At 60.1% G+C, this 19,163-nt stretch carries 16 protein-coding genes; 13 read left to right on the plus strand and 3 right to left on the minus strand.

Annotated features, from left to right (window positions below):
- Window positions 1–53: 53 nt before the first annotated feature.
- Window positions 54–2,324, minus strand: a complete 2,271-nt coding sequence (gene clpA / locus AC3RCP_RS20580; protein ID WP_007929214.1) for an ATP-dependent Clp protease ATP-binding subunit ClpA — start codon at window positions 2,322–2,324, stop codon at window positions 54–56.
- A 29-nt stretch (window positions 2,325–2,353) separates the two neighbouring features.
- Window positions 2,354–2,716 carry an ATP-dependent Clp protease adapter ClpS gene (gene clpS / locus AC3RCP_RS20585; protein ID WP_009044582.1) on the minus strand — a complete coding sequence of 121 codons (363 nt, stop codon included), beginning with the start codon at window positions 2,714–2,716 and terminating at the stop codon, window positions 2,354–2,356.
- A 226-nt stretch (window positions 2,717–2,942) separates the two neighbouring features.
- Here clpS and cspD point away from each other — a divergent pair, with 226 nt between their 5' ends.
- Window positions 2,943–3,200 carry a cold shock domain-containing protein CspD gene (gene cspD / locus AC3RCP_RS20590; RefSeq protein ID WP_007929210.1) on the plus strand — a complete coding sequence of 86 codons (258 nt, stop codon included), beginning with the start codon at window positions 2,943–2,945 and terminating at the stop codon, window positions 3,198–3,200.
- Window positions 3,201–3,289: 89 nt separating this feature from the next.
- Here cspD and icd read toward each other — a convergent pair whose 3' ends face one another.
- Window positions 3,290–4,546 carry an NADP-dependent isocitrate dehydrogenase gene (gene icd, locus AC3RCP_RS20595; RefSeq protein WP_007929208.1) on the minus strand — a complete coding sequence of 419 codons (1,257 nt, stop codon included), beginning with the start codon at window positions 4,544–4,546 and terminating at the stop codon, window positions 3,290–3,292.
- Window positions 4,547–5,051: 505 nt separating this feature from the next.
- Between icd and AC3RCP_RS20600 the strand changes: the two genes are divergently transcribed.
- The 12 genes from AC3RCP_RS20600 to nuoC all read left to right on the plus strand — a co-directional run bounded on the left by AC3RCP_RS20600 (window position 5,052) and on the right by nuoC (window position 19,161).
- Window positions 5,052–7,277 carry an NADP-dependent isocitrate dehydrogenase gene (locus tag AC3RCP_RS20600; RefSeq protein WP_492570966.1) on the plus strand — a complete coding sequence of 742 codons (2,226 nt, stop codon included), beginning with the start codon at window positions 5,052–5,054 and terminating at the stop codon, window positions 7,275–7,277.
- A 117-nt stretch (window positions 7,278–7,394) separates the two neighbouring features.
- The gene (locus tag AC3RCP_RS20605) at window positions 7,395–7,841 is read left to right on the plus strand and encodes an NUDIX hydrolase (RefSeq protein WP_053261842.1); all 447 of its coding nucleotides are present in this window, start codon (window positions 7,395–7,397) and stop codon (window positions 7,839–7,841) included.
- A gap of 71 nt (window positions 7,842–7,912) precedes the next feature.
- On the plus strand, window positions 7,913–9,037 hold the full coding sequence (gene mnmA / locus AC3RCP_RS20610; RefSeq protein WP_007929194.1) for a tRNA 2-thiouridine(34) synthase MnmA: 1,125 nt from the start codon (window positions 7,913–7,915) through the stop codon (window positions 9,035–9,037).
- Window positions 9,034–9,657: a high frequency lysogenization protein HflD gene (gene hflD / locus AC3RCP_RS20615; protein WP_007929193.1), complete on the plus strand. Its 624-nt coding sequence runs from the start codon at window positions 9,034–9,036 to the stop codon at window positions 9,655–9,657. The genes mnmA and hflD overlap by 4 nt, the downstream gene beginning before the upstream one ends.
- Window positions 9,658–9,783: 126 nt before the next feature.
- Window positions 9,784–11,154, plus strand: a complete 1,371-nt coding sequence (gene purB, locus AC3RCP_RS20620) for an adenylosuccinate lyase (RefSeq protein WP_007929192.1) — start codon at window positions 9,784–9,786, stop codon at window positions 11,152–11,154.
- An 82-nt stretch (window positions 11,155–11,236) separates the two neighbouring features.
- On the plus strand, window positions 11,237–12,403 hold the full coding sequence (locus AC3RCP_RS20625) for a ribosomal protein uL16 3-hydroxylase (RefSeq protein WP_007929191.1): 1,167 nt from the start codon (window positions 11,237–11,239) through the stop codon (window positions 12,401–12,403).
- Window positions 12,396–12,821, plus strand: coding sequence for a GNAT family N-acetyltransferase (locus AC3RCP_RS20630; RefSeq protein ID WP_007929190.1), 426 nt, complete (start codon window positions 12,396–12,398; stop codon window positions 12,819–12,821). The genes AC3RCP_RS20625 and AC3RCP_RS20630 overlap by 8 nt, the downstream gene beginning before the upstream one ends.
- 195 nt (window positions 12,822–13,016) lie before the next feature.
- Window positions 13,017–13,772, plus strand: a complete 756-nt coding sequence (locus AC3RCP_RS20635) for a secretin N-terminal domain-containing protein (protein ID WP_087091622.1) — start codon at window positions 13,017–13,019, stop codon at window positions 13,770–13,772.
- A 511-nt stretch (window positions 13,773–14,283) separates the two neighbouring features.
- Window positions 14,284–15,609, plus strand: coding sequence for an isocitrate lyase (gene aceA / locus AC3RCP_RS20640; protein WP_007929188.1), 1,326 nt, complete (start codon window positions 14,284–14,286; stop codon window positions 15,607–15,609).
- 599 nt (window positions 15,610–16,208) lie between these two features.
- Window positions 16,209–16,622, plus strand: a complete 414-nt coding sequence (locus tag AC3RCP_RS20645) for an NADH-quinone oxidoreductase subunit A (protein WP_007929187.1) — start codon at window positions 16,209–16,211, stop codon at window positions 16,620–16,622.
- Window positions 16,623–16,632: 10 nt separating this feature from the next.
- A complete protein-coding gene (locus AC3RCP_RS20650; RefSeq protein WP_007929186.1) occupies window positions 16,633–17,307 on the plus strand; it encodes a NuoB/complex I 20 kDa subunit family protein in 675 nt (224 codons plus the stop codon).
- A 72-nt stretch (window positions 17,308–17,379) separates the two neighbouring features.
- A complete protein-coding gene (gene nuoC / locus AC3RCP_RS20655; RefSeq protein WP_007929185.1) occupies window positions 17,380–19,161 on the plus strand; it encodes an NADH-quinone oxidoreductase subunit C/D in 1,782 nt (593 codons plus the stop codon).
- The last annotated feature ends 2 nt before the right edge of the window (window positions 19,162–19,163 follow it).

Raw genomic sequence — 19,163 nt, forward strand, 5'->3', positions numbered from 1 at the left:
TACAGAACAGATATAAAAAAGGCGCCTTGCGGCGCCTTTTTTATTGCGGCCGGTCAGGCCATTTCTGCGGTGGTCTCGAACTCGAAGGTCAGCTCGCCATCCTTGATGTCGATGTGCACCACACCGCCATGTTCGGCCAGTTCGCCAAAGAGTATCTCCTCCGCCAGCGGACGCTTGATCTTGTCCTGGATCAGGCGCGCCATAGGACGAGCGCCCATGGTCACATCGTAACCACCAGCCGCCAGCCAGCTGCGGGCCGCATCGGTGACTTCCAGCTGAACGCGCTTGTCCTCCAGCTGCGCCTGCAGTTCGGTAAGGAACTTGTCCACCACGCTCTTGATGACCTCATGACTGAGGCGACCAAACTGGATAATGGTGTCCAGACGGTTACGGAATTCCGGCGTGAAGCTCTTCTTGATCACTTCCATGGCATCGGAAGAGTGATCCTGATGAGTGAACCCGATGGAAGCCCGCGCCGCAGTCTCGGCACCTGCGTTGGTGGTCATGATCACGATCACGTTGCGGAAATCCGCCTTGCGCCCGTTGTTATCGGTCAAGGTACCGTGGTCCATCACCTGCAGCAGCAGGTTGAAGACTTCCGGGTGGGCCTTTTCGATTTCATCGAGCAGCAATACGCAATGAGGCTGCTTGGTAATCGCTTCGGTCAGCAAACCGCCCTGGTCGAAACCGACATAACCCGGAGGCGCACCGATCAGACGCGATACGGTGTGACGCTCCATGTACTCGGACATGTCGAAACGCACCAGTTCGATACCCAGCGCCTTGGCCAACTGCCGTGCAGCCTCGGTCTTACCGACACCGGTAGGCCCGGCGAACAGGAACGAACCGACAGGCTTGTCCGGCGACTTCAGGCCGGCACGGGACAGCTTGATCGCGGTCGACAGCGAGTCGATCGCCGCATCCTGGCCGAACACCGTCAGCTTCAGGTCGCGCTCGAGGTTACGCAGCAGCTCCTTGTCGGAACTGGTGACGTGTTTCGGCGGAATCCGCGCGATTTTCGCCACGATATCCTCGACCTGAGCAACCTCTATGCGTTTTACGCGCTTGTCGACAGGCTGCAGACGCTGATAGGCGCCCGCCTCGTCGATCACGTCGATCGCCTTGTCGGGCATATGCCGGTCATTGATATAACGCGACGCCAGTTCGGCGGCGGCGCGCAATGCCTCATCGCTGTACTCGATGCTGTGGTGCAGCTCGAAACGCCCCTTGAGGCCGCGCAGAATGCCGATGGTGTCCTCTACCGAAGGCTCGGACACATCGACCTTCTGGAAACGGCGAGCCAAGGCCCGGTCCTTCTCGAAAATTCCACGGAATTCCTGGAAGGTGGTCGAACCGATGCAACGGATGTCGCCCGAGGAAAGCAGCGGCTTGAGCAGGTTCGAGGCATCCATCACCCCACCGGACGCCGCACCAGCGCCAATGATGGTATGAATCTCGTCGATGAACAGGATCGCCTGCGGACGTTTCTTCAACTCGCCCAGCAACGCCTTGAAGCGCTTCTCGAAATCGCCGCGGTATTTGGTACCCGCCAGCAACGCGCCGAGATCCAGGGAGTACACCACGCTGCTGGCCAACAGGTCAGGCACCTGACTGTCGACGATGCGCTTGGCCAGACCTTCGGCGATGGCCGTTTTACCGACCCCGGCCTCGCCCACCAGCAGCGGGTTGTTCTTGCGCCGGCGCGCAAGAATCTGCGCCACACGCTCGACTTCCTGCTCACGCCCGACCAACGGGTCGATACGCCCCTGGCGCGCCAGCTCATTGAGATTGCTGGCATAAGCATCCAGCGGATTACCTGAAGAGGAAGACTCACCGCCTTCATCGTCCTGCATATCCTGCTCACCTTCGGAATGATCGCCATGCCCCGGCACTTTGGAGATGCCATGGGCGATGTAGTTGACGACATCGATGCGGGCAACGCTCTGCTGTTTCAGCAGGAACACCGCCTGACTCTCTTGCTCACTGAAGATCGCAACCAGCACATTGGCGCCGGTCACTTCGCGCTTGCCCGAGCTCTGCACATGAAAGACAGCACGTTGCAGCACACGCTGGAAGCCCAGGGTTGGCTGGGTTTCGCGATCCTCGTCGTGCACAGGAATCAGCGGCGTGGTGGAGTCGATGAACTCCTGCAGGTCGTGCTTGAGTTTGTCGAGGTTTGCTCCGCAGGCACGCAAAACGGTGGCGGCGGCCTCATTATCCAAAAGAGCCAACAAGAGGTGCTCGACGGTCATGAACTCATGACGCTTCGAACGAGCCTCTTTGAAGGCGAGATTGAGGGTGACTTCGAGCTCGCGGTTTAACATAGCTTCACCTCATACCCAAGTGGTCGGCGTTAACCGTCCTTCTCGATTTCACAGAGTAGCGGATGCTGGCTTTCCCTGGCGTACTGGTTGACCTGCATGGCCTTGGTCTCGGCGATGTCGCGGGTAAACAATCCACATACTGCCCGTCCTTCTGTATGAACGGCCAGCATTACCTTGGTCGCCAGCTCGCGATTCAGGTTAAAAAACACCTCGAGCACTTCGACGACGAAATCCATCGGTGTGTAGTCATCATTGAACAAAACCACCTTGTACATCGGCGGAGCCTGCAACGTCGGCTTAGCTTCCTGTACAGCCAAGCCAGCGGAATCGTCGTCTTGGAAATCCGGGCGATCCTGATTGAATGTTAGTCGAATCTGGCTGATTGCATGCATGGAAAGAAAGGTTCGTTAGTTGAGCAAATACAGTGGTGGGGGCACTCCAGGGGGATTTCAACTCCGACCGCCGGGTCACCTTGACTATCGGCAAAACGGTGTTACAACCAATAGAGCCCACATTGGGTAATAAAGGTCCGTACCGTCAATCCTATATTTTCGGATTCCGGTACGGATGAACTGGATGATACTCCAGTGATGGAGTCTGTTGCAGAGGGATATGAGCATGGCAAGCGGCAAGGTCAAGTGGTTCAACAACGCCAAGGGTTATGGCTTCATTAATGAGGAGGGTAAAAGCGACGACCTTTTCGCCCACTACTCGGCCATCGAGATGGAAGGCTACAAAACCTTGAAAGCCGGCCAGGCCGTGAGCTTCGAGATCACTCAAGGACCCAAGGGCCTGCACGCCGTGAAAATCCAATCCATCAAGACCCAGAACACCCCCGTCGCAGCCCCCTCCTACCAGGAAACGGCCCTGAGCTGAAAATCTTCAGCATCCAGTCATAAAAACAGTCATAAAAAAACGGCCGGCTCAATCGATTGAGCCGGCCGTTTCATTTGGAGCGCGTCAATTTACATGTGAGAGATCAGCGCATCGCCGAACGCCGAAGACGACAACAGCGTGGCACCTTCCATCAGGCGCTCGAAGTCGTAGGTCACGGTCTTGGCACCAATGGCGCCGTTGGTGCCCTTGATGATCAGGTCGGCCGCTTCGGTCCAGCCCATGTGACGCAGCATCATTTCCGCGGACAGGATCAGCGAACCCGGGTTCACCTGGTCCTTGCCCGCGTACTTCGGCGCCGTACCGTGGGTCGCCTCGAACATGGCCACGGTGTCGGACAGGTTGGCGCCCGGAGCGATGCCGATCCCGCCCACTTCAGCCGCCAGTGCGTCGGACAGGTAGTCACCGTTCAGGTTGAGGGTCGCGATCACGTCATATTCGGCCGGACGCAGCAGGATCTGCTGGAGCATCGCATCGGCGATGGCGTCCTTGACGATCACGTTCTTGCCGGTTTTCGGATTCTTGAACTGCATCCACGGGCCGCCATCGAGCAGCGTCGCGCCAAATTCTTCCGCCGCCACTTCATAGGCCCACTCCTTGAAGGCACCTTCGGTGAACTTCATGATGTTGCCTTTATGCACGATGGTCAGCGAATCGCGGTCGTTGTCGACCACATATTGCAGCGCTTTGCGCGCCAGACGCTTGGTGCCCTGCAGGGAAACCGGCTTGACGCCAATACCGCAGTTTTCGTCGAAACGGATCTTGGTGACGCCCATTTCTTCTTTGAGGAACTTGATGACCTTGGTGGCTTCGGCGGAGCCGGCCTTCCATTCGATACCGGCGTAAATGTCTTCCGAGTTCTCACGAAAAATGGTCATGTCGACATCGCCAGGCTTCTTCACCGGGCTCGGCACGCCTTCGAACCAGCGCACCGGGCGCAGGCACACATACAGGTCAAGCTGCTGACGCAGGGCCACGTTCAGGGAACGGATACCGCCACCTACCGGAGTGGTCAGCGGGCCCTTGATGGAAACCACGTAATCCTTGACTGCGTCCAGGGTTTCCTGAGGGAGCCAGGTGTCCTGGTCGTACACTTGAGTTGCTTTCTCGCCGGCATAGACTTCCATCCAGGAGATTTTGCGCTCGCCGCCGTAGGCCTTCTTAACAGCAGCATCGACAACCTTGATCATGACCGGGCTGATATCAACGCCAATACCATCGCCTTCGATGAAAGGGATAATCGGGTTGTTAGGAACATTGAGAGAATGGTCTGCGTTGACGGTGATTTTGTCGCCGACTGCTGGAACCTGAATCTTCTTGTATCCCATGCTGAACTCCGTTGTGTGGATTGAACATCTGGCTGCGTTCGAGCGTACCCCAGTTGAATCTGGACGGGAACCTCATGTTCCGCTCATATGCCGTGAAGGCTGCGCAGTTCGTGGCCTACAAGCCTGAAAGCAAAGGGAAAAGCGCCAAACTTGAGCACTGCGCAGGACTCTACGCCGCCGCCCCGCCTGCGACCTTTAGACCAATGGACGAGATCGGTTGCATATGAACCGTCGGCGTTTTGCCAGCTACCTATGTATAATGCCGCCGCTGACCACAGAGTCACGACGGCTGAGCGCTCTGCTACTGGAAAAAAGGAGCCGAGACTTTCCGCCCAAAGCCGGGTTGTTACCGCAGCCCACCCGCTTGACGCTCGACTGATGCACCCAACATCACCGCTAAGAAACCTCGACATTCGGTTCACGGATGACTTTGAACGAACGCGCTTACCCGGCGCCCCCTCGAGTTTCTGCGCACGCTTTAGCAAAGAAGAGAGTTAATCCGAATATGCCCACCCGCTCGAAGATCATCTATACCTTCACCGACGAAGCCCCCGCCCTCGCCACCTACTCGCTGCTCCCTATCGTCGAAGCCTTCACCGCTTCCGCTGATATTGCCGTGGAAACCCGCGACATCTCTCTCGCAGGGCGTATTCTTGCCAGCTTCCCGGAGCTGCTGGGCGACAAAGCCGTACCAGACCACCTGGCCGAGCTGGGCGACCTGGCCGTAACGCCTGAAGCCAACATCATCAAGCTGCCGAACATCAGTGCTTCGGCACCGCAGCTTCAGGCCGCGATCAAAGAACTGCAAGCCAAGGGCTACGCCCTGCCGGACTACCCGGAAACCGTGACCAGCGACGCCGACAAAGACACCAAGGCGCGCTACGACAAGGTCAAGGGCAGCGCCGTGAACCCGGTCCTGCGTGAAGGCAACTCCGACCGCCGCGCTCCGCTGTCGGTCAAGAACTACGCGCGCAAGCACCCGCACAAAATGGGCGCCTGGGCCAAAGACTCCAAGTCCCACGTTGCTCACATGAGCCAGGGCGATTTCTACGGCAGCGAAAAAGCCGCCCTGATCGACGCCCAGGACACTGTGAAGATCGAGCTGATCGCTCAAGACGGTAGCACTACCGTCCTGAAGGAAAAAACCGCCGTACAAGCCGGCGAGATCCTCGATTGCGCAGTCATGAGCAAGAAGGCCCTGCGGGCTTTCGTTGCCGCCGAGATCGAAGACGCCAAGAAGCAAGGCGTACTGCTGTCGGTGCACCTGAAAGCCACCATGATGAAGGTTTCCGACCCGATCATGTTCGGCCAGATCGTTGCCGAGTTCTATCAGGACGCCCTGAGCAAGCACGCTGATGTGCTGAGCCAGATCGGCTTCAACCTGAACAACGGCATCGGCGACCTGTACGCCCGCATCAAGGCCCTGCCCGCGGAGCAACAAGCGCAGATCGAAGCCGACATCCAGGCCGTCTACGCCGTGCGCCCTGCCCTGGCCATGGTCAACTCCGACAAAGGCATCACCAACCTGCACGTGCCGAGCGACGTGATCGTCGACGCCTCGATGCCAGCCATGATCCGTGACTCCGGCAAAATGTGGGGCACCGACGGCCAGTTGCACGACACCAAGGCGCTGATTCCGGATCGCTGCTACGCCACCATCTACCAGGCCGTGATCGAAGACTGCAAGGCCAATGGCGCCTTCGACCCGACCACCATGGGCAGCGTGCCGAACGTTGGCCTGATGGCGAAGAAAGCCGAAGAATACGGCTCCCACGACAAGACCTTCCAGATCAAGGCTGACGGCGTCGTTCGCGTCACCGACAGCAAGGGCAACCTGCTGCTGGAACAGACCGTCGAAGCCGGCGACATCTTCCGCATGTGCCAGACCAAGGACGCGCCGATCCAGGACTGGGTCAAACTGGCCGTCAACCGCGCTCGCGCCAGCAGCACGCCAGCGATTTTCTGGCTGGACCCGATGCGCGCCCACGACGGCGTGATGATCGAGAAGGTTCAGGCTTACCTGAAGGATCACGACACCGTCGGCCTGGACATCCGCGTGATGTCGCCAGTCGATGCCATGAAGTTCACCCTGGCCCGCACCCGCGAAGGCAAGGACACCATCTCCGTCACCGGCAACGTGCTGCGCGACTACCTGACCGACCTGTTCCCGATCATGGAACTGGGCACCAGCGCCAAGATGCTGTCGATCGTGCCGCTGATGAACGGTGGCGGCCTGTTCGAAACCGGCGCCGGCGGTTCGGCTCCGAAGCACGTACAACAGCTGCTGGAAGAGAACTTCCTGCGCTGGGATTCCCTGGGTGAGTTCCTGGCCCTGGCCGCTTCCCTGGAGCACCTGGGCAACACTTACAACAACCCGAAAGCGCTGGTATTGGCCAAGACCCTCGACCAGGCAACCGGTCAGTTCCTGGACAACAACAAGTCGCCATCGCGCAAAGTCGGCAACATCGACAACCGCGGCAGCCACTTCTACCTGGCGCTGTACTGGGCCCAGGCCCTGGCCGCCCAGACTGAAGATAGCGCCCTGCAAGCGCAGTTCAGCACCCTGGCCAAGACCCTGACCGAGAACGAAGCGACCATCGTCGCCGAACTCAACGGCGTTCAAGGCAAGCCAGTGGACATCGGCGGCTACTACAGCGCCAACCCTGAACTGGTGAGCAAGGCCATGCGTCCAAGCACCACCCTCAACGCGGCTATCGCTGCGCTGGTTTAAGCAACACCGCTGTCATACAAACCCCGGCCAGGTGCCGGGGTTTGTGCTTTTTGGACAACACCCATAGGACTGGCGTTCGCCTTATGATGACCACCCACTCAAGACAGAGCTTTGTATATGGAATGGCAACCCCACATCACCGTCGCCACCATCGTTGAGGATCAGGGGCGCTTCCTGTTCGTCGAGGAGTTCCAGGGCGAGCAGGCGGTGTTCAACCAGCCCGCTGGGCACCTGGACCCGGACGAAAGCCTGCTCCAGGCGGCCATTCGCGAAACCCTGGAAGAAACTGGCTGGGACATCGAGCTGACCGGCGTGGTCGGCATCTACCTGTACACCGCCCCCAGCAATGGCGTGACCTACCAACGCGTCTGCTTTGCCGGCAAACCGCTCAGGCACCACCCTGACTATCAATTGGACGACGGCATCATCGGCCCGCGCTGGCTGAGCCGCGACGAACTGCTGGCCTTGCGCCCGCAATGGCGCAGCGAGCTGATTATCCGCTGTGTCGACGACTATCTGGCCGGCCAACTGCACAGCCTCGAGCTGATCCGTCCGTCGCTTTAACCGCAGTTTTAGCCTTGCAGGCCTCAGCCTGTTAGAATCGCGTCCTTTTTCAAGACACCCGTTGAATTCCTATGCGTGATCCAGCCCCTTCTGACACCCAAAAGAAGCGCGTCATCGTCGGCATGTCCGGCGGCGTGGACTCTTCCGTTTCCGCCCTCCTGCTGATGGAGCAGGGTTACCAGGTGGAAGGCCTGTTCATGAAGAACTGGGAGGAAGACGACGGAACCGAGTACTGCACCGCCATGGACGACCTCGCGGACGCCCAGGCCGTGTGCGACAAGATCGGCATCAAGCTGCACACCGCCAACTTCGCCGCCGAGTACTGGGACAACGTGTTCGAGCACTTCCTGGCCGAATACAAGGCCGGCCGCACGCCGAACCCGGACATCCTGTGCAACCGTGAAATCAAGTTCAAGGCGTTCCTCGACTACGCCATGATGCTTGGCGCCGACCTGATCGCCACAGGCCACTATGTGCGCCGCCGCGACATCGACGGGCGCACCGAACTGCTCAAGGGCCTGGATCCGAACAAGGACCAGAGTTACTTCCTGCATGCTGTCGGCGGCGAACAGATCGCCAAGACCCTGTTCCCGGTCGGCGAGCTGGAAAAGCCCGAAGTCCGCGCGATCGCCGAGAAACACGACCTGGCCACCGCCAAGAAGAAGGACTCCACCGGTATCTGCTTTATTGGTGAACGGCGTTTCAGCGACTTCCTCAAGCAATACCTGCCGGCCCAGCCCGGCGAGATCAAGACCACCGAAGGTGAAGTGATCGGCCGCCACCACGGCCTGATGTACCACACCATCGGCCAGCGCCAGGGCCTGGGCATCGGCGGCCTCAAGGACGCCGGCGATGAGCCGTGGTACGTGCTGATCAAGGACCTGGAACACAACGAGCTGATCGTTGGCCAGGGCAACGATCACCCGTGGTTGTTCTCCCGCGCCCTGCTCGCCTCCGACATCTATTGGGTCAACCCGATCGACCTGAGCCAACCGCGCCGCCTCACCGCGAAAGTGCGCTACCGCCAGAGCGACCAGCCTTGCACCCTGGAACAGACCGTCAGCGGCTACCGCGCCACCTTCGATGACCCGCAACGCGCGGTCACCCCCGGCCAATCCGTAGTCTTCTATGACGGCGAAATCTGTCTGGGCGGCGGCGTGATCGAAGTCGCAGAGCCCTGGAGCAGCAAGGCATGAGCCCGACCCAGGAGCAACTGACGGCATTGGGCGGCGTGTTTCTCGCCGCCGTGCTGGTGGACAAGATCGCCAAGACCGGCCAGGTCACCGAAGCAGCCTTGAGCTGCATGCTTGGCAGCCTGCTGATCCGCGACCCGAAAGACACCCTGGAAGTCTACGGTGGCGACGACATCAACCTGCGTGAAGGTTATCGCGCCCTGATCGGCGCCCTGGAACGCGACCCCAGCACCCTGCAGCGCGAACCATTGCGCTACGCCCTGTCGATGCTCGGCCTGGAGCGCCAGCTGGCCAAGCGCGACGACCTGCTGGAAATCATCGGCAAGCGCCTGCCGCAGATTCAGTCCCAGGTCGAACATTTCGGCCCGGCCCACGAAAACGTGGTTGCCGCTTGCGGCTCGCTGTACCAGGACACCCTGAGCACCTTGCGCCAGCGGATCCAGGTGCATGGCGACATGCGCAACCTGCAGCAGCCGAGCAATGCCTCGAAGATCCGCGCCCTGCTGCTGGCCGGCATCCGTTCGGCGCGGCTGTGGCGCCAACTGGGCGGCCATCGCTGGCAGCTGGTGATCAGCCGCCGCAAACTGCTCAAAGAGCTTTATCCGCTGATGCGCAGCAGCTGAACTGCGCCCGCAAGACCTTTTGTAGTCAGTAACGCGTAAGACGCTGGTCAGTTGGCAACGGACCGGCGGATATTTTCATGTATGATACGCGCCCCATTTCGTTGCCCGACTGTCCGAGAACACCCCATGCAGCTCTCTTCGCTCACTGCGGTTTCCCCTGTTGACGGCCGCTACGCCGGCAAAACCCAGGCCCTGCGCCCCATTTTCAGCGAATACGGCCTGATCCGTGCTCGCGTCCTGGTCGAGGTGCGCTGGCTCCAGCGCCTGGCCGCCCATTCCGCCATCAGCGAAGTGCCGGCGTTCTCCGCCGAAGCCAACGCCGTGCTGAACACCCTGGCGGAAAACTTCTCTCTGGAGCACGCCGAGCGTGTCAAAGAGATCGAACGCACTACCAACCACGACGTCAAGGCCATCGAGTACCTGCTCAAGGAACAGGCCGCCAAGCTGCCTGAACTGGCCAACGTCAGCGAATTCATCCACTTCGCCTGCACCAGCGAGGACATCAACAACCTGTCCCACGCCCTGATGCTGCGCGAAGGCCGCGACGAAGTGATGCTGCCGCTGATGCGCCAGACCGCCGGGGCCATCCGCGAACTGGCCCTGCGCTTCGCCGACGTGCCGATGCTGTCGCGTACCCACGGCCAGCCGGCCTCGCCGACCACCCTGGGCAAGGAACTGGCGAACGTGGTGTACCGCCTGGAGCGCCAGATCGCTCAGGTCGCCGCCGTGCCACTGCTGGGCAAGATCAACGGTGCCGTGGGCAACTACAACGCACACCTGTCGGCCTACCCGGAAATCGACTGGGAAGCCAACGCCCGCGCCTTCATCGAAGACGAGCTGGGCCTGAGCTTCAACCCGTACACCACGCAGATCGAGCCGCACGACTACATCGCCGAGCTGTTCGACGCCATCGCGCGCTTCAACACCATCCTGATCGACTTCGATCGCGATATCTGGGGTTACATCTCCCTGGGCTACTTCAAGCAGCGCACCATCGCCGGCGAAATCGGTTCCTCGACCATGCCGCACAAGGTCAACCCGATCGACTTCGAAAACTCCGAAGGCAACCTGGGTATCGCCAACGCGCTGTTCCAGCACCTGGCGAGCAAACTGCCGATCTCCCGCTGGCAGCGCGACCTGACCGACTCCACCGTCCTGCGTAACCTGGGCGTCGGTTTCGCCCACAGCGTGATCGCTTACGAGGCCAGCCTCAAAGGCATCAGCAAGCTGGAGCTCAACGCCCAGAAAATCGCCGAAGACCTGGATGCCTGCTGGGAAGTCCTGGCCGAGCCGATCCAGACCGTGATGCGCCGCTACAACATCGAAAACCCGTACGAAAAACTCAAGGAACTGACGCGCGGCAAGGGCATCAGCCCTGAAGCACTGCAGACCTTCATCGACGCGTTGGAAATGCCTGAAGCCGCCAAGGCCGAGCTGAAAAAGCTCACCCCGGCCAGCTACATCGGCAATGCCGCGGCGCAAGCCAAACGCATCTGATCGATGGCAAGACCTTTGACGCCCGGCAGCGCCGGGCGTTTTTATTCCCGTATGAAAAGTGCATTTTTTCAATAGGTTACACATGAATCCTGATATTCCTCTTCAACTTCTGGGCGGCATCAGCGCACGGGAATTCCTGCGTGACTACTGGCAGAAAAAGCCCCTGCTGATCCGTCAGGCCCTGCCCGACTTCGAAAGCCCGATCGACGCCGACGAACTGGCCGGCCTGGCGCTGGAAGAAGAGGTCGAATCGCGCCTGGTCATCGAGCATGGCGAACGCCCCTGGGAACTGCGCCGCGGCCCGTTCGCCGAAGACGAGTTCAGCAAGCTGCCGGAGCGTGACTGGACCCTGCTGGTCCAGGCCGTCGACCAGTTCGTGCCGGAAGTCGCCGAACTGCTGGAGCATTTCCGTTTCCTGCCGAGCTGGCGCATCGACGATGTGATGATCAGCTTCGCCGCTCCCGGTGGTAACGTCGGCCCGCACTTCGATAACTACGATGTGTTCCTGCTGCAAGGCCACGGCAAGCGCAACTGGAAGATCGGCCAGATGTGCGACGCCGAAAGCCCGCTGCTGCAGCACGCGGACCTGCGCATCCTCGCCGAGTTCGAAGAAACCGAAAGCTGGGTCCTGGAACCCGGCGACATGCTCTACCTGCCACCGCGCCTGGCCCACTACGGCGTCGCGGTGAACGACTGCATGACCTACTCGGTGGGCTTCCGCGCGCCGAGCGCCGCCGAAGTGCTGACCCACTTCACCGACTTCCTCAGCCAGTACCTGCCGGATGAAGAGCGTTATACCGACGCCGACGTGCAACCTGTCAGCGACCCGCACCAGATCCAGCACGACGCCCTCGATCGCCTCAAGGGCCTGCTGGCCGAGCACATGAGCGACGAGCGCATGCTGCTGACCTGGTTCGGCCAGTTCATGACCGAGCCGCGCTACCCGGAACTGGTGGTCGGCCCCGAGCTGGAAGAAGAAGACCTGCTCGGCAGCCTCGAGCAGGGCGCCATCCTGATCCGCAACCCGAGCGCGCGCCTGGCCTGGTCCGAAGTCGACGACGACCTGCTGCTGTTCGCCAGCGGCCAGAGCCGCTACCTGCCGGGCAAGCTGCGCGAACTGCTGAAGATGATTTGCGCCGCCGACGCGCTGCACCTCGACAACCTTGGCCCATGGCTGGCGGACGACGATGGACGCAGCCTGCTGTGCGAACTGGTCAAGCAAGGAAGCCTGGGATTTGCCGATGAATAAGATTCGCGTACGTGTCGCAGACTGGCAAAAGGATAACGCCGAGATCCGGCGCATTCGTGAAGCGGTGTTCATCATCGAGCAATCCGTCCCCCCTGAACTGGAGTGGGACGCCGACGACGACAGCGCGGTGCATTTCCTCGCGCTCGAAGGCGACTTTCCGATCGGCACCGCACGCCTGCTGCCCGATGGGCAGATCGGCCGGGTATCGGTGCTCAAGGACTGGCGCGGCCTGAAGGTCGGCGATGCGCTGATGCAGGCAGTGATCGGCGAAGCCGAGAAACGTGGCCTCAAGCAGCTGATGCTCAGCGCCCAGGTCCAGGCTACCGCCTTCTATGAGCGCCTGGGTTTCAGCATCGTCAGCGAGGAGTTCCTGGAAGCGGGCATTCCTCACGTCGACATGGTTCGCGGCAACGCCTGACAAGCCCCGCGCAGCAGCGAACCTGCTGACGATGCCCTGCCAAGCGTCACAAAACGCCCCGGCCTCCCCGGATCCAGCAAGCTAAGCTGGCTCCAGGGAGGCTGGGGCGTTTTGCCATCGGCGATTCAACTTGCCCCACCGCGGGCCGACAAACTGTCAAACTCAAGGCTTCCACCCCTAGCGGAGATAACGGACATGTCCCTACGCACCCTGCTCACGACGCTGCTGCTGACTGCAAGCTTTTCAGTCTCGGCCGCGACCGAGATCGTGCCCCTGAACAACCGCACCAGCGCCGACCTGCTGCCCGTCGCACAGAACTTCCTCGGCAAGGAAGGCCAGGTCAGCGCCTACGGCAACCAGCTGATCGTCAATGCGGAACCTGAGAAGATCGAGGAACTGCGCGCCTTCATCGCGCAACTGGATACCGCCGCCAAACGCCTGCTGATCACGGTCGACACCAACGAAAACAACACCCAGAACAACCAGGGTTATTCGCTCAACGGCGCGCCGCAAACCCGCATCATCAGCCGCAGCACCGTCAGCCGCGATGGCGGCATCCAGCAGATCCAGGCCAGCGAAGGCATACCGGCCCTGATCCAGGTCGGCCAGAGCGTGCCGCTGACCACCACCCAGACCGATCCTTACGGCCGCCTGCAGAACCAGACCCAGTATCGCAACGTCACCCAGGGTTTCTACGTCACGGCCAGCGTCACCGGCGAAACCGTCCACCTGAGCATCAGTACCAACCGTGACCGCATGAGCCAGGAACGTCCCGATGTAGTGAATGTGCAAAGTACCGACACAACTGTCAGCGGCCGTCTTGGCGAGTGGATCACCCTGGCCGGCGTCAATCGCCAGAACCAGGCCGACAAACAGGCTACAACCCGCAGCTACTCGACTCAGGGCCGGGATGACATGACCTTGCGAGTGAAAGTCGACGCCTTGGACTAAAGCACCGGAAACTGACTGATTAGTCGTATTAGACCAAAGATGTAGTGGTGAAAAAAAAGCACTACAAAACGTTTGACGAGGCAAAAAACCGAAGGCATGATGGCCTCGCTCCCGCTAATCAGGGGCCCTGGCAAGGGCCTTCGGATCGCAGCTCTAACCTACCCACCTGAGCCGATTCGTGTCTGTACCGCCCACAAGGTGTGTTTGACGAGATTGCGACTGGAACGAGGTTGTCCCGAGGGACGGAAGCTAATTAGGTAGATCGGCAACACACTGATGGTTCGTATGAAGGCCCACGACGCCCGAATGCGCCCGACAGCTGGCCCTCACCTGCTCACTTTCCCCTTGAGCCCATCGTTCAACCGTCGCCATCGCGTCATACCCGACTTGACCGCCTAAGCTTCTGGTCAGCGAGCAGCCAACTACGCACCCTTTGACCTGCGTATCTGGCGAGTCGGAATTTTCCGCCCAAGAACGACTTTTCACACAAGACGCGACGAGGTTTATCTCCATGGCACTGACACGCGAACAGCAAATTGCAGCCCTTGAAAAAGACTGGGCTGAAAACCCGCGCTGGAAAGGCGTGACTCGCACTTATTCCGCTGCCGACGTTGTCCGTCTGCGTGGCTCGGTTCAACCTGAGCACACCCTGGCACGCATGGGCGCCGAGAAGCTCTGGAACCTGGTGACCCAGGGTGCCAAACCGTCCTTCCGTCCTGAGAAAGATTTCGTCAACTGCATGGGCGCCCTGACCGGCGGCCAGGCTGTACAGCAAGTCAAAGCCGGCATCCAGGCGATCTACCTGTCGGGCTGGCAGGTTGCCGCGGACAACAACTCCGCCGAATCGATGTACCCGGACCAGTCGCTGTACCCGGTGGACTCCGTGCCAACCGTGGTCAAGCGCATCAACAACTCGTTCCGTCGCGCCGACCAGATCCAGTGGAAGTCCGGCAAGAACCCGGGCGACGAAGGCTATATCGACTACTTCGCACCGATCGTGGCTGACGCCGAAGCCGGTTTCGGCGGCGTGCTGAACGCCTACGAGCTGATGAAAAGCATGATCGAAGCAGGCGCCGCTGGCGTTCACTTCGAAGACCAGCTGGCTTCCGTGAAGAAATGCGGCCACATGGGCGGCAAGGTACTGGTTCCGACCCAGGAAGCCGTGCAGAAGCTGACCGCTGCCCGTCTGGCGGCCGACGTTGCCGGCGTACCGACCATCATCCTGGCCCGCACCGACGCTAACGCCGCCGACCTGCTGACCTCCGACTGCGACCCGTACGACCAGCCGTTCGTGACCGGCACCCGCACCCAGGAAGGCTTCTATAAAGTGCGCGCCGGCCTCGACCAGGCCATCGCTCGCGGCCTGGCCTACGCGCCGTATGCCGACCTGATCTGGTGCGAAACCGCCAAGCCGGACCTGGACGAAGCCCGCCGCTTCGCCGAAGCGATCAAGAAGGAATACCCGGATCAGATCCTGTCGTACAACTGCTCGCCTTCCTTCAACTGGAAGAAGAACCTGGACGACGCGACCATCGCCAAGTTCCAGCGCGAACTGTCCGCCATGGGCTACAAGCACCAGTTCATCACCCTGGCCGGCATTCACAACATGTGGCACAGCATGTTCAACCTGGCGCACGACTACGCCCGCAACGACATGACCGCCTACGTGAAGCTGCAGGAGCAGGAATTCGCCGACGCCGCCAAGGGTTACACCTTCGTGGCTCACCAGCAGGAAGTGGGCACCGGCTACTTCGACGACATGACCACCGTAATCCAGGGCGGCTCGTCTTCGGTAACCGCACTGACCGGCTCCACCGAAGAAGAACAGTTCCACTGATTCGACTTCGCGCTGAAAAACGGCCATTGCAGACCCGGTAAAAGCTAACTGCAGTGCTGCACATCTGACGCCCCGACTGGTTCGGGGCGTTTTTTTGCCTGCAGCTTTTGCAGGCATCACCGGCAACCCCCAAGCTGCGACAACAACGAGCCTGCTCGCGACGACATCGGCCCGGACACCCTGCCAATCAGGCAAAACATTGATCCAGAGCGGTATGCGTGGAGAAAAAAGCGGGTAAAAGGGGCTCGCTCGCAACTTGCAGTAACGAGCATATAAAAGACAACTTAGCGGCTCTTCATGGGAACCATTGTTTAAAAGCAGCGCTAAATAATATTGATTATCATTTAGAGGCAGTAATGTTCGTTACAGCGAGGACAAAACATAATTAACAAAACACCCGCTAATGCCCACAGGCCGTGGCTTACGGGGCTTGCAAGGGGAGCTATGTCCTTATTCCGCTAAATAATTTCGCCATGAAAATTTACTTGCCCGGTGTTTAGCCATAAAATCACGGCGATTGATTGCACTGCGACATATCGTCACTGCTTTATTTCTTTATCAAGCTCAGAGACCTTTGCTCTCTGTTAAGGATTACCAGCATGCCCGAAGCGACAGGACTCATGGCCCACAACTGGGGCTTTGCCATTTTCCTTCTGGGTGTAGGCGGCCTCTGCGCCTTCATGCTCGGCGTCTCCAGCCTCCTCGGGTCAAAAGCCTGGGGCCGCAGCAAAAACGAACCGTTCGAGTCCGGCATGCTACCTACCGGTGGCGCCCGCTTGCGGCTCTCAGCCAAATTCTATCTGGTCGCGATGCTCTTCGTGATCTTCGATATCGAAGCCCTCTTTCTCTTTGCCTGGTCTGTGTCCGTCCGCGAAAGCGGCTGGACCGGATTCGTCGAAGCTCTCGTTTTCATAGCAATTCTGTTGGCAGGTCTTGTCTACCTTTGGCGGGTGGGGGCTCTTGATTGGGCTCCGGAAGGTCGCCGTAAGCGGCAGGCGAAGCTAAAACAATGAGGCTTTGGCGATGCAATACAATCTCACCAGGATCGACCCCGATGCTCCTAACGAGCAGTATCCGATCGGCGAACGGGAAACCGTTTCCGATCCGTTAGAAGATCAAGTCCACAAAAACATCTTCATGGGCAAGCTGGAAGACGTGCTGAGCGGCGCGGTCAACTGGGGGCGTAAGAACTCCCTGTGGCCGTACAACTTCGGCCTGTCCTGCTGCTACGTGGAAATGACCACCGCCTTCACGGCGCCCCATGACATCGCGCGCTTCGGCGCCGAAGTTATCCGGGCATCACCGCGCCAGGCGGATTTCATGGTTATTGCTGGAACCTGCTTCATCAAGATGGCGCCGATCATTCAGCGTCTCTACGAGCAAATGCTCGAGCCGAAGTGGGTCATCTCCATGGGTTCGTGCGCCAACTCCGGTGGCATGTACGACATCTATTCCGTCGTTCAAGGGGTGGACAAGTTCCTGCCCGTGGACGTCTACGTGCCTGGCTGCCCGCCCCGCCCTGAAGCTTTTCTGCAAGGCCTGATGCTCTTGCAGGAGTCGATTGGCCAGGAGCGTCGCCCACTTTCCTGGGTCGTCGGTGACCAAGGCGTGTATCGCGCCGAAATGCCGTCGCAAAAGGAACAGCGCCGCGAACAGCGTATTCAGGTAACCAACCTGCGCAGCCCCGACGAAGTCTGATTCCAGAACGCTTCTTACAAAGAACGAAAAACTGGCTTCATTCTTTACGTTGACCGAAAGCGATAAAAAACCATGACTACAGGCAGTGCTCTGTACATCCCGCCTTATAAGGCAGACGACCAGGATGTGGTCGTCGAACTCAATAACCGCTTTGGCCCTGAGGCGTTCACCGCCCAGGCCACCCGCACCGGCATGCCGGTGCTGTGGGTTACCCGCGCCAAACTCGTCGAAGTCCTGACCTTCCTGCGCAACCTGCCCAAGCCGTACGTCATGCTCTATGACCTGCATGGCGTGGACGAGCGTCTGCGCACCAAGCGTCAAGGGCTGCCAGGCGCCGACTTCAGCGTGTTCTACCACCTGCTGTCGATCGAGCGTAATAGTGACGTAATGATCAAGGTCGCCTTGTCCGAGAGCGACCTCAGCTTGCCGACCGTGACCGGTATCTGGCCGAACGCCAACTGGTACGAGCGTGAAGTCTGGGACATGTTCGGCATCGACTTCGCCGGCCACCCTCACCTGTCGCGCATCATGATGCCGCCGACCTGGGAAGGTCACCCGCTGCGCAAGGACTTCCCGGCGCGCGCCACCGAGTTCGATCCGTTCAGCCTGACCCTGGCCAAGCAACAACTGGAAGAAGAAGCCGCGCGCTTCAAGCCGGAAGACTGGGGCATGAAGCGTTCCGGCGCCAACGAGGACTACATGTTCCTCAACCTGGGCCCGAACCACCCTTCGGCCCACGGTGCCTTCCGCATCATCCTGCAGCTGGACGGCGAAGAGATCGTCGACTGCGTACCGGACATCGGCTACCACCACCGTGGCGCTGAGAAGATGGCCGAGCGTCAGTCCTGGCACAGCTTCATCCCGTACACCGACCGTATCGACTACCTCGGCGGCGTGATGAACAACCTGCCGTACGTGCTCTCGGTCGAGAAACTGGCCGGGATCAAGGTGCCGGAGAAGGTCGACGTCATCCGCATCATGATGGCCGAGTTCTTCCGGATCACCAGCCACCTGCTGTTCCTGGGCACCTACATCCAGGACGTCGGCGCCATGACCCCGGTGTTCTTCACCTTCACCGACCGTCAGCGCGCCTACACCGTGATCGAAGCGATCACCGGTTTCCGCCTGCACCCGGCCTGGTACCGCATCGGCGGCGTCGCCCACGACCTGCCGCGCGGCTGGGAAAAACTGGTGAAAGACTTCGTCGACTGGCTGCCCAAGCGCCTCGACGAATACACCAAGGCCGCCCTGCAGAACAGCATCCTCAAGGGTCGTACCATCGGCGTCGCCGCCTACAACACCAAGGAAGCCCTGGAATGGGGCGTCACCGGTGCCGGCCTGCGTTCCACCGGTTGCGATTTCGACCTGCGTAAAGCGCGCCCCTACTCCGGCTACGAGAACTTCGAATTCGAAGTACCGCTGGCGGCCAACGGCGATGCCTACGACCGCTGCATGGTCCGCGTCGAAGAGATGCGCCAGAGCATCAAGATCATCGACCAGTGCCTGCGCAACATGCCGGAAGGCCCGTACAAGGCGGACCACCCGCTGACCACGCCGCCGCCGAAAGAGCGCACGCTGCAGCACATCGAGACCCTGATCACGCACTTCCTGCAGGTTTCGTGGGGCCCGGTCATGCCGGCCAACGAGTCCTTCCAGATGATCGAAGCGACCAAGGGCATCAACAGTTATTACCTGACGAGCGATGGCGGCACCATGAGCTACCGCACCCGGATTCGCACCCCGAGCTTCGCCCACCTGCAGCAGATCCCTTCGGTGATCCGCGGCAGCATGGTCGCGGACTTGATCGCGTACCTGGGTAGTATCGACTTCGTTATGGCCGACGTGGACCGCTAAGC

It is taken from the genome of Pseudomonas sp. GW822-FHT05A08 (assembly GCF_058800485.1).

Bases quoted from the DNA above. Each gene is read 5' to 3' on its own strand.
- AC3RCP_RS20630 (WP_007929190.1), top strand. From the start codon at position 12,396: ATGAATAAGATTCGCGTACGTGTCGCAGACTGGCAAAAGGATAACGCC.
- purB (WP_007929192.1), top strand. From the start codon at position 9,784: ATGCAGCTCTCTTCGCTCACTGCGGTTTCCCCTGTTGACGGCCGCTAC.
- nuoC (WP_007929185.1), top strand. From the start codon at position 17,380: ATGACTACAGGCAGTGCTCTGTACATCCCGCCTTATAAGGCAGACGAC.
- AC3RCP_RS20600 (WP_492570966.1), top strand. From the start codon at position 5,052: ATGCCCACCCGCTCGAAGATCATCTATACCTTCACCGACGAAGCCCCC.
- hflD (WP_007929193.1), top strand. From the start codon at position 9,034: ATGAGCCCGACCCAGGAGCAACTGACGGCATTGGGCGGCGTGTTTCTC.
- clpS (WP_009044582.1), bottom strand. From the start codon at position 2,716: ATGCATGCAATCAGCCAGATTCGACTAACATTCAATCAGGATCGCCCG.
- AC3RCP_RS20635 (WP_087091622.1), top strand. From the start codon at position 13,017: ATGTCCCTACGCACCCTGCTCACGACGCTGCTGCTGACTGCAAGCTTT.
- AC3RCP_RS20625 (WP_007929191.1), top strand. From the start codon at position 11,237: ATGAATCCTGATATTCCTCTTCAACTTCTGGGCGGCATCAGCGCACGG.
- AC3RCP_RS20650 (WP_007929186.1), top strand. From the start codon at position 16,633: ATGCAATACAATCTCACCAGGATCGACCCCGATGCTCCTAACGAGCAG.
- AC3RCP_RS20645 (WP_007929187.1), top strand. From the start codon at position 16,209: ATGCCCGAAGCGACAGGACTCATGGCCCACAACTGGGGCTTTGCCATT.
- mnmA (WP_007929194.1), top strand. From the start codon at position 7,913: ATGCGTGATCCAGCCCCTTCTGACACCCAAAAGAAGCGCGTCATCGTC.
- cspD (WP_007929210.1), top strand. From the start codon at position 2,943: ATGGCAAGCGGCAAGGTCAAGTGGTTCAACAACGCCAAGGGTTATGGC.
- aceA (WP_007929188.1), top strand. From the start codon at position 14,284: ATGGCACTGACACGCGAACAGCAAATTGCAGCCCTTGAAAAAGACTGG.
- clpA (WP_007929214.1), bottom strand. From the start codon at position 2,324: ATGTTAAACCGCGAGCTCGAAGTCACCCTCAATCTCGCCTTCAAAGAG.
- icd (WP_007929208.1), bottom strand. From the start codon at position 4,546: ATGGGATACAAGAAGATTCAGGTTCCAGCAGTCGGCGACAAAATCACC.
- AC3RCP_RS20605 (WP_053261842.1), top strand. From the start codon at position 7,395: ATGGAATGGCAACCCCACATCACCGTCGCCACCATCGTTGAGGATCAG.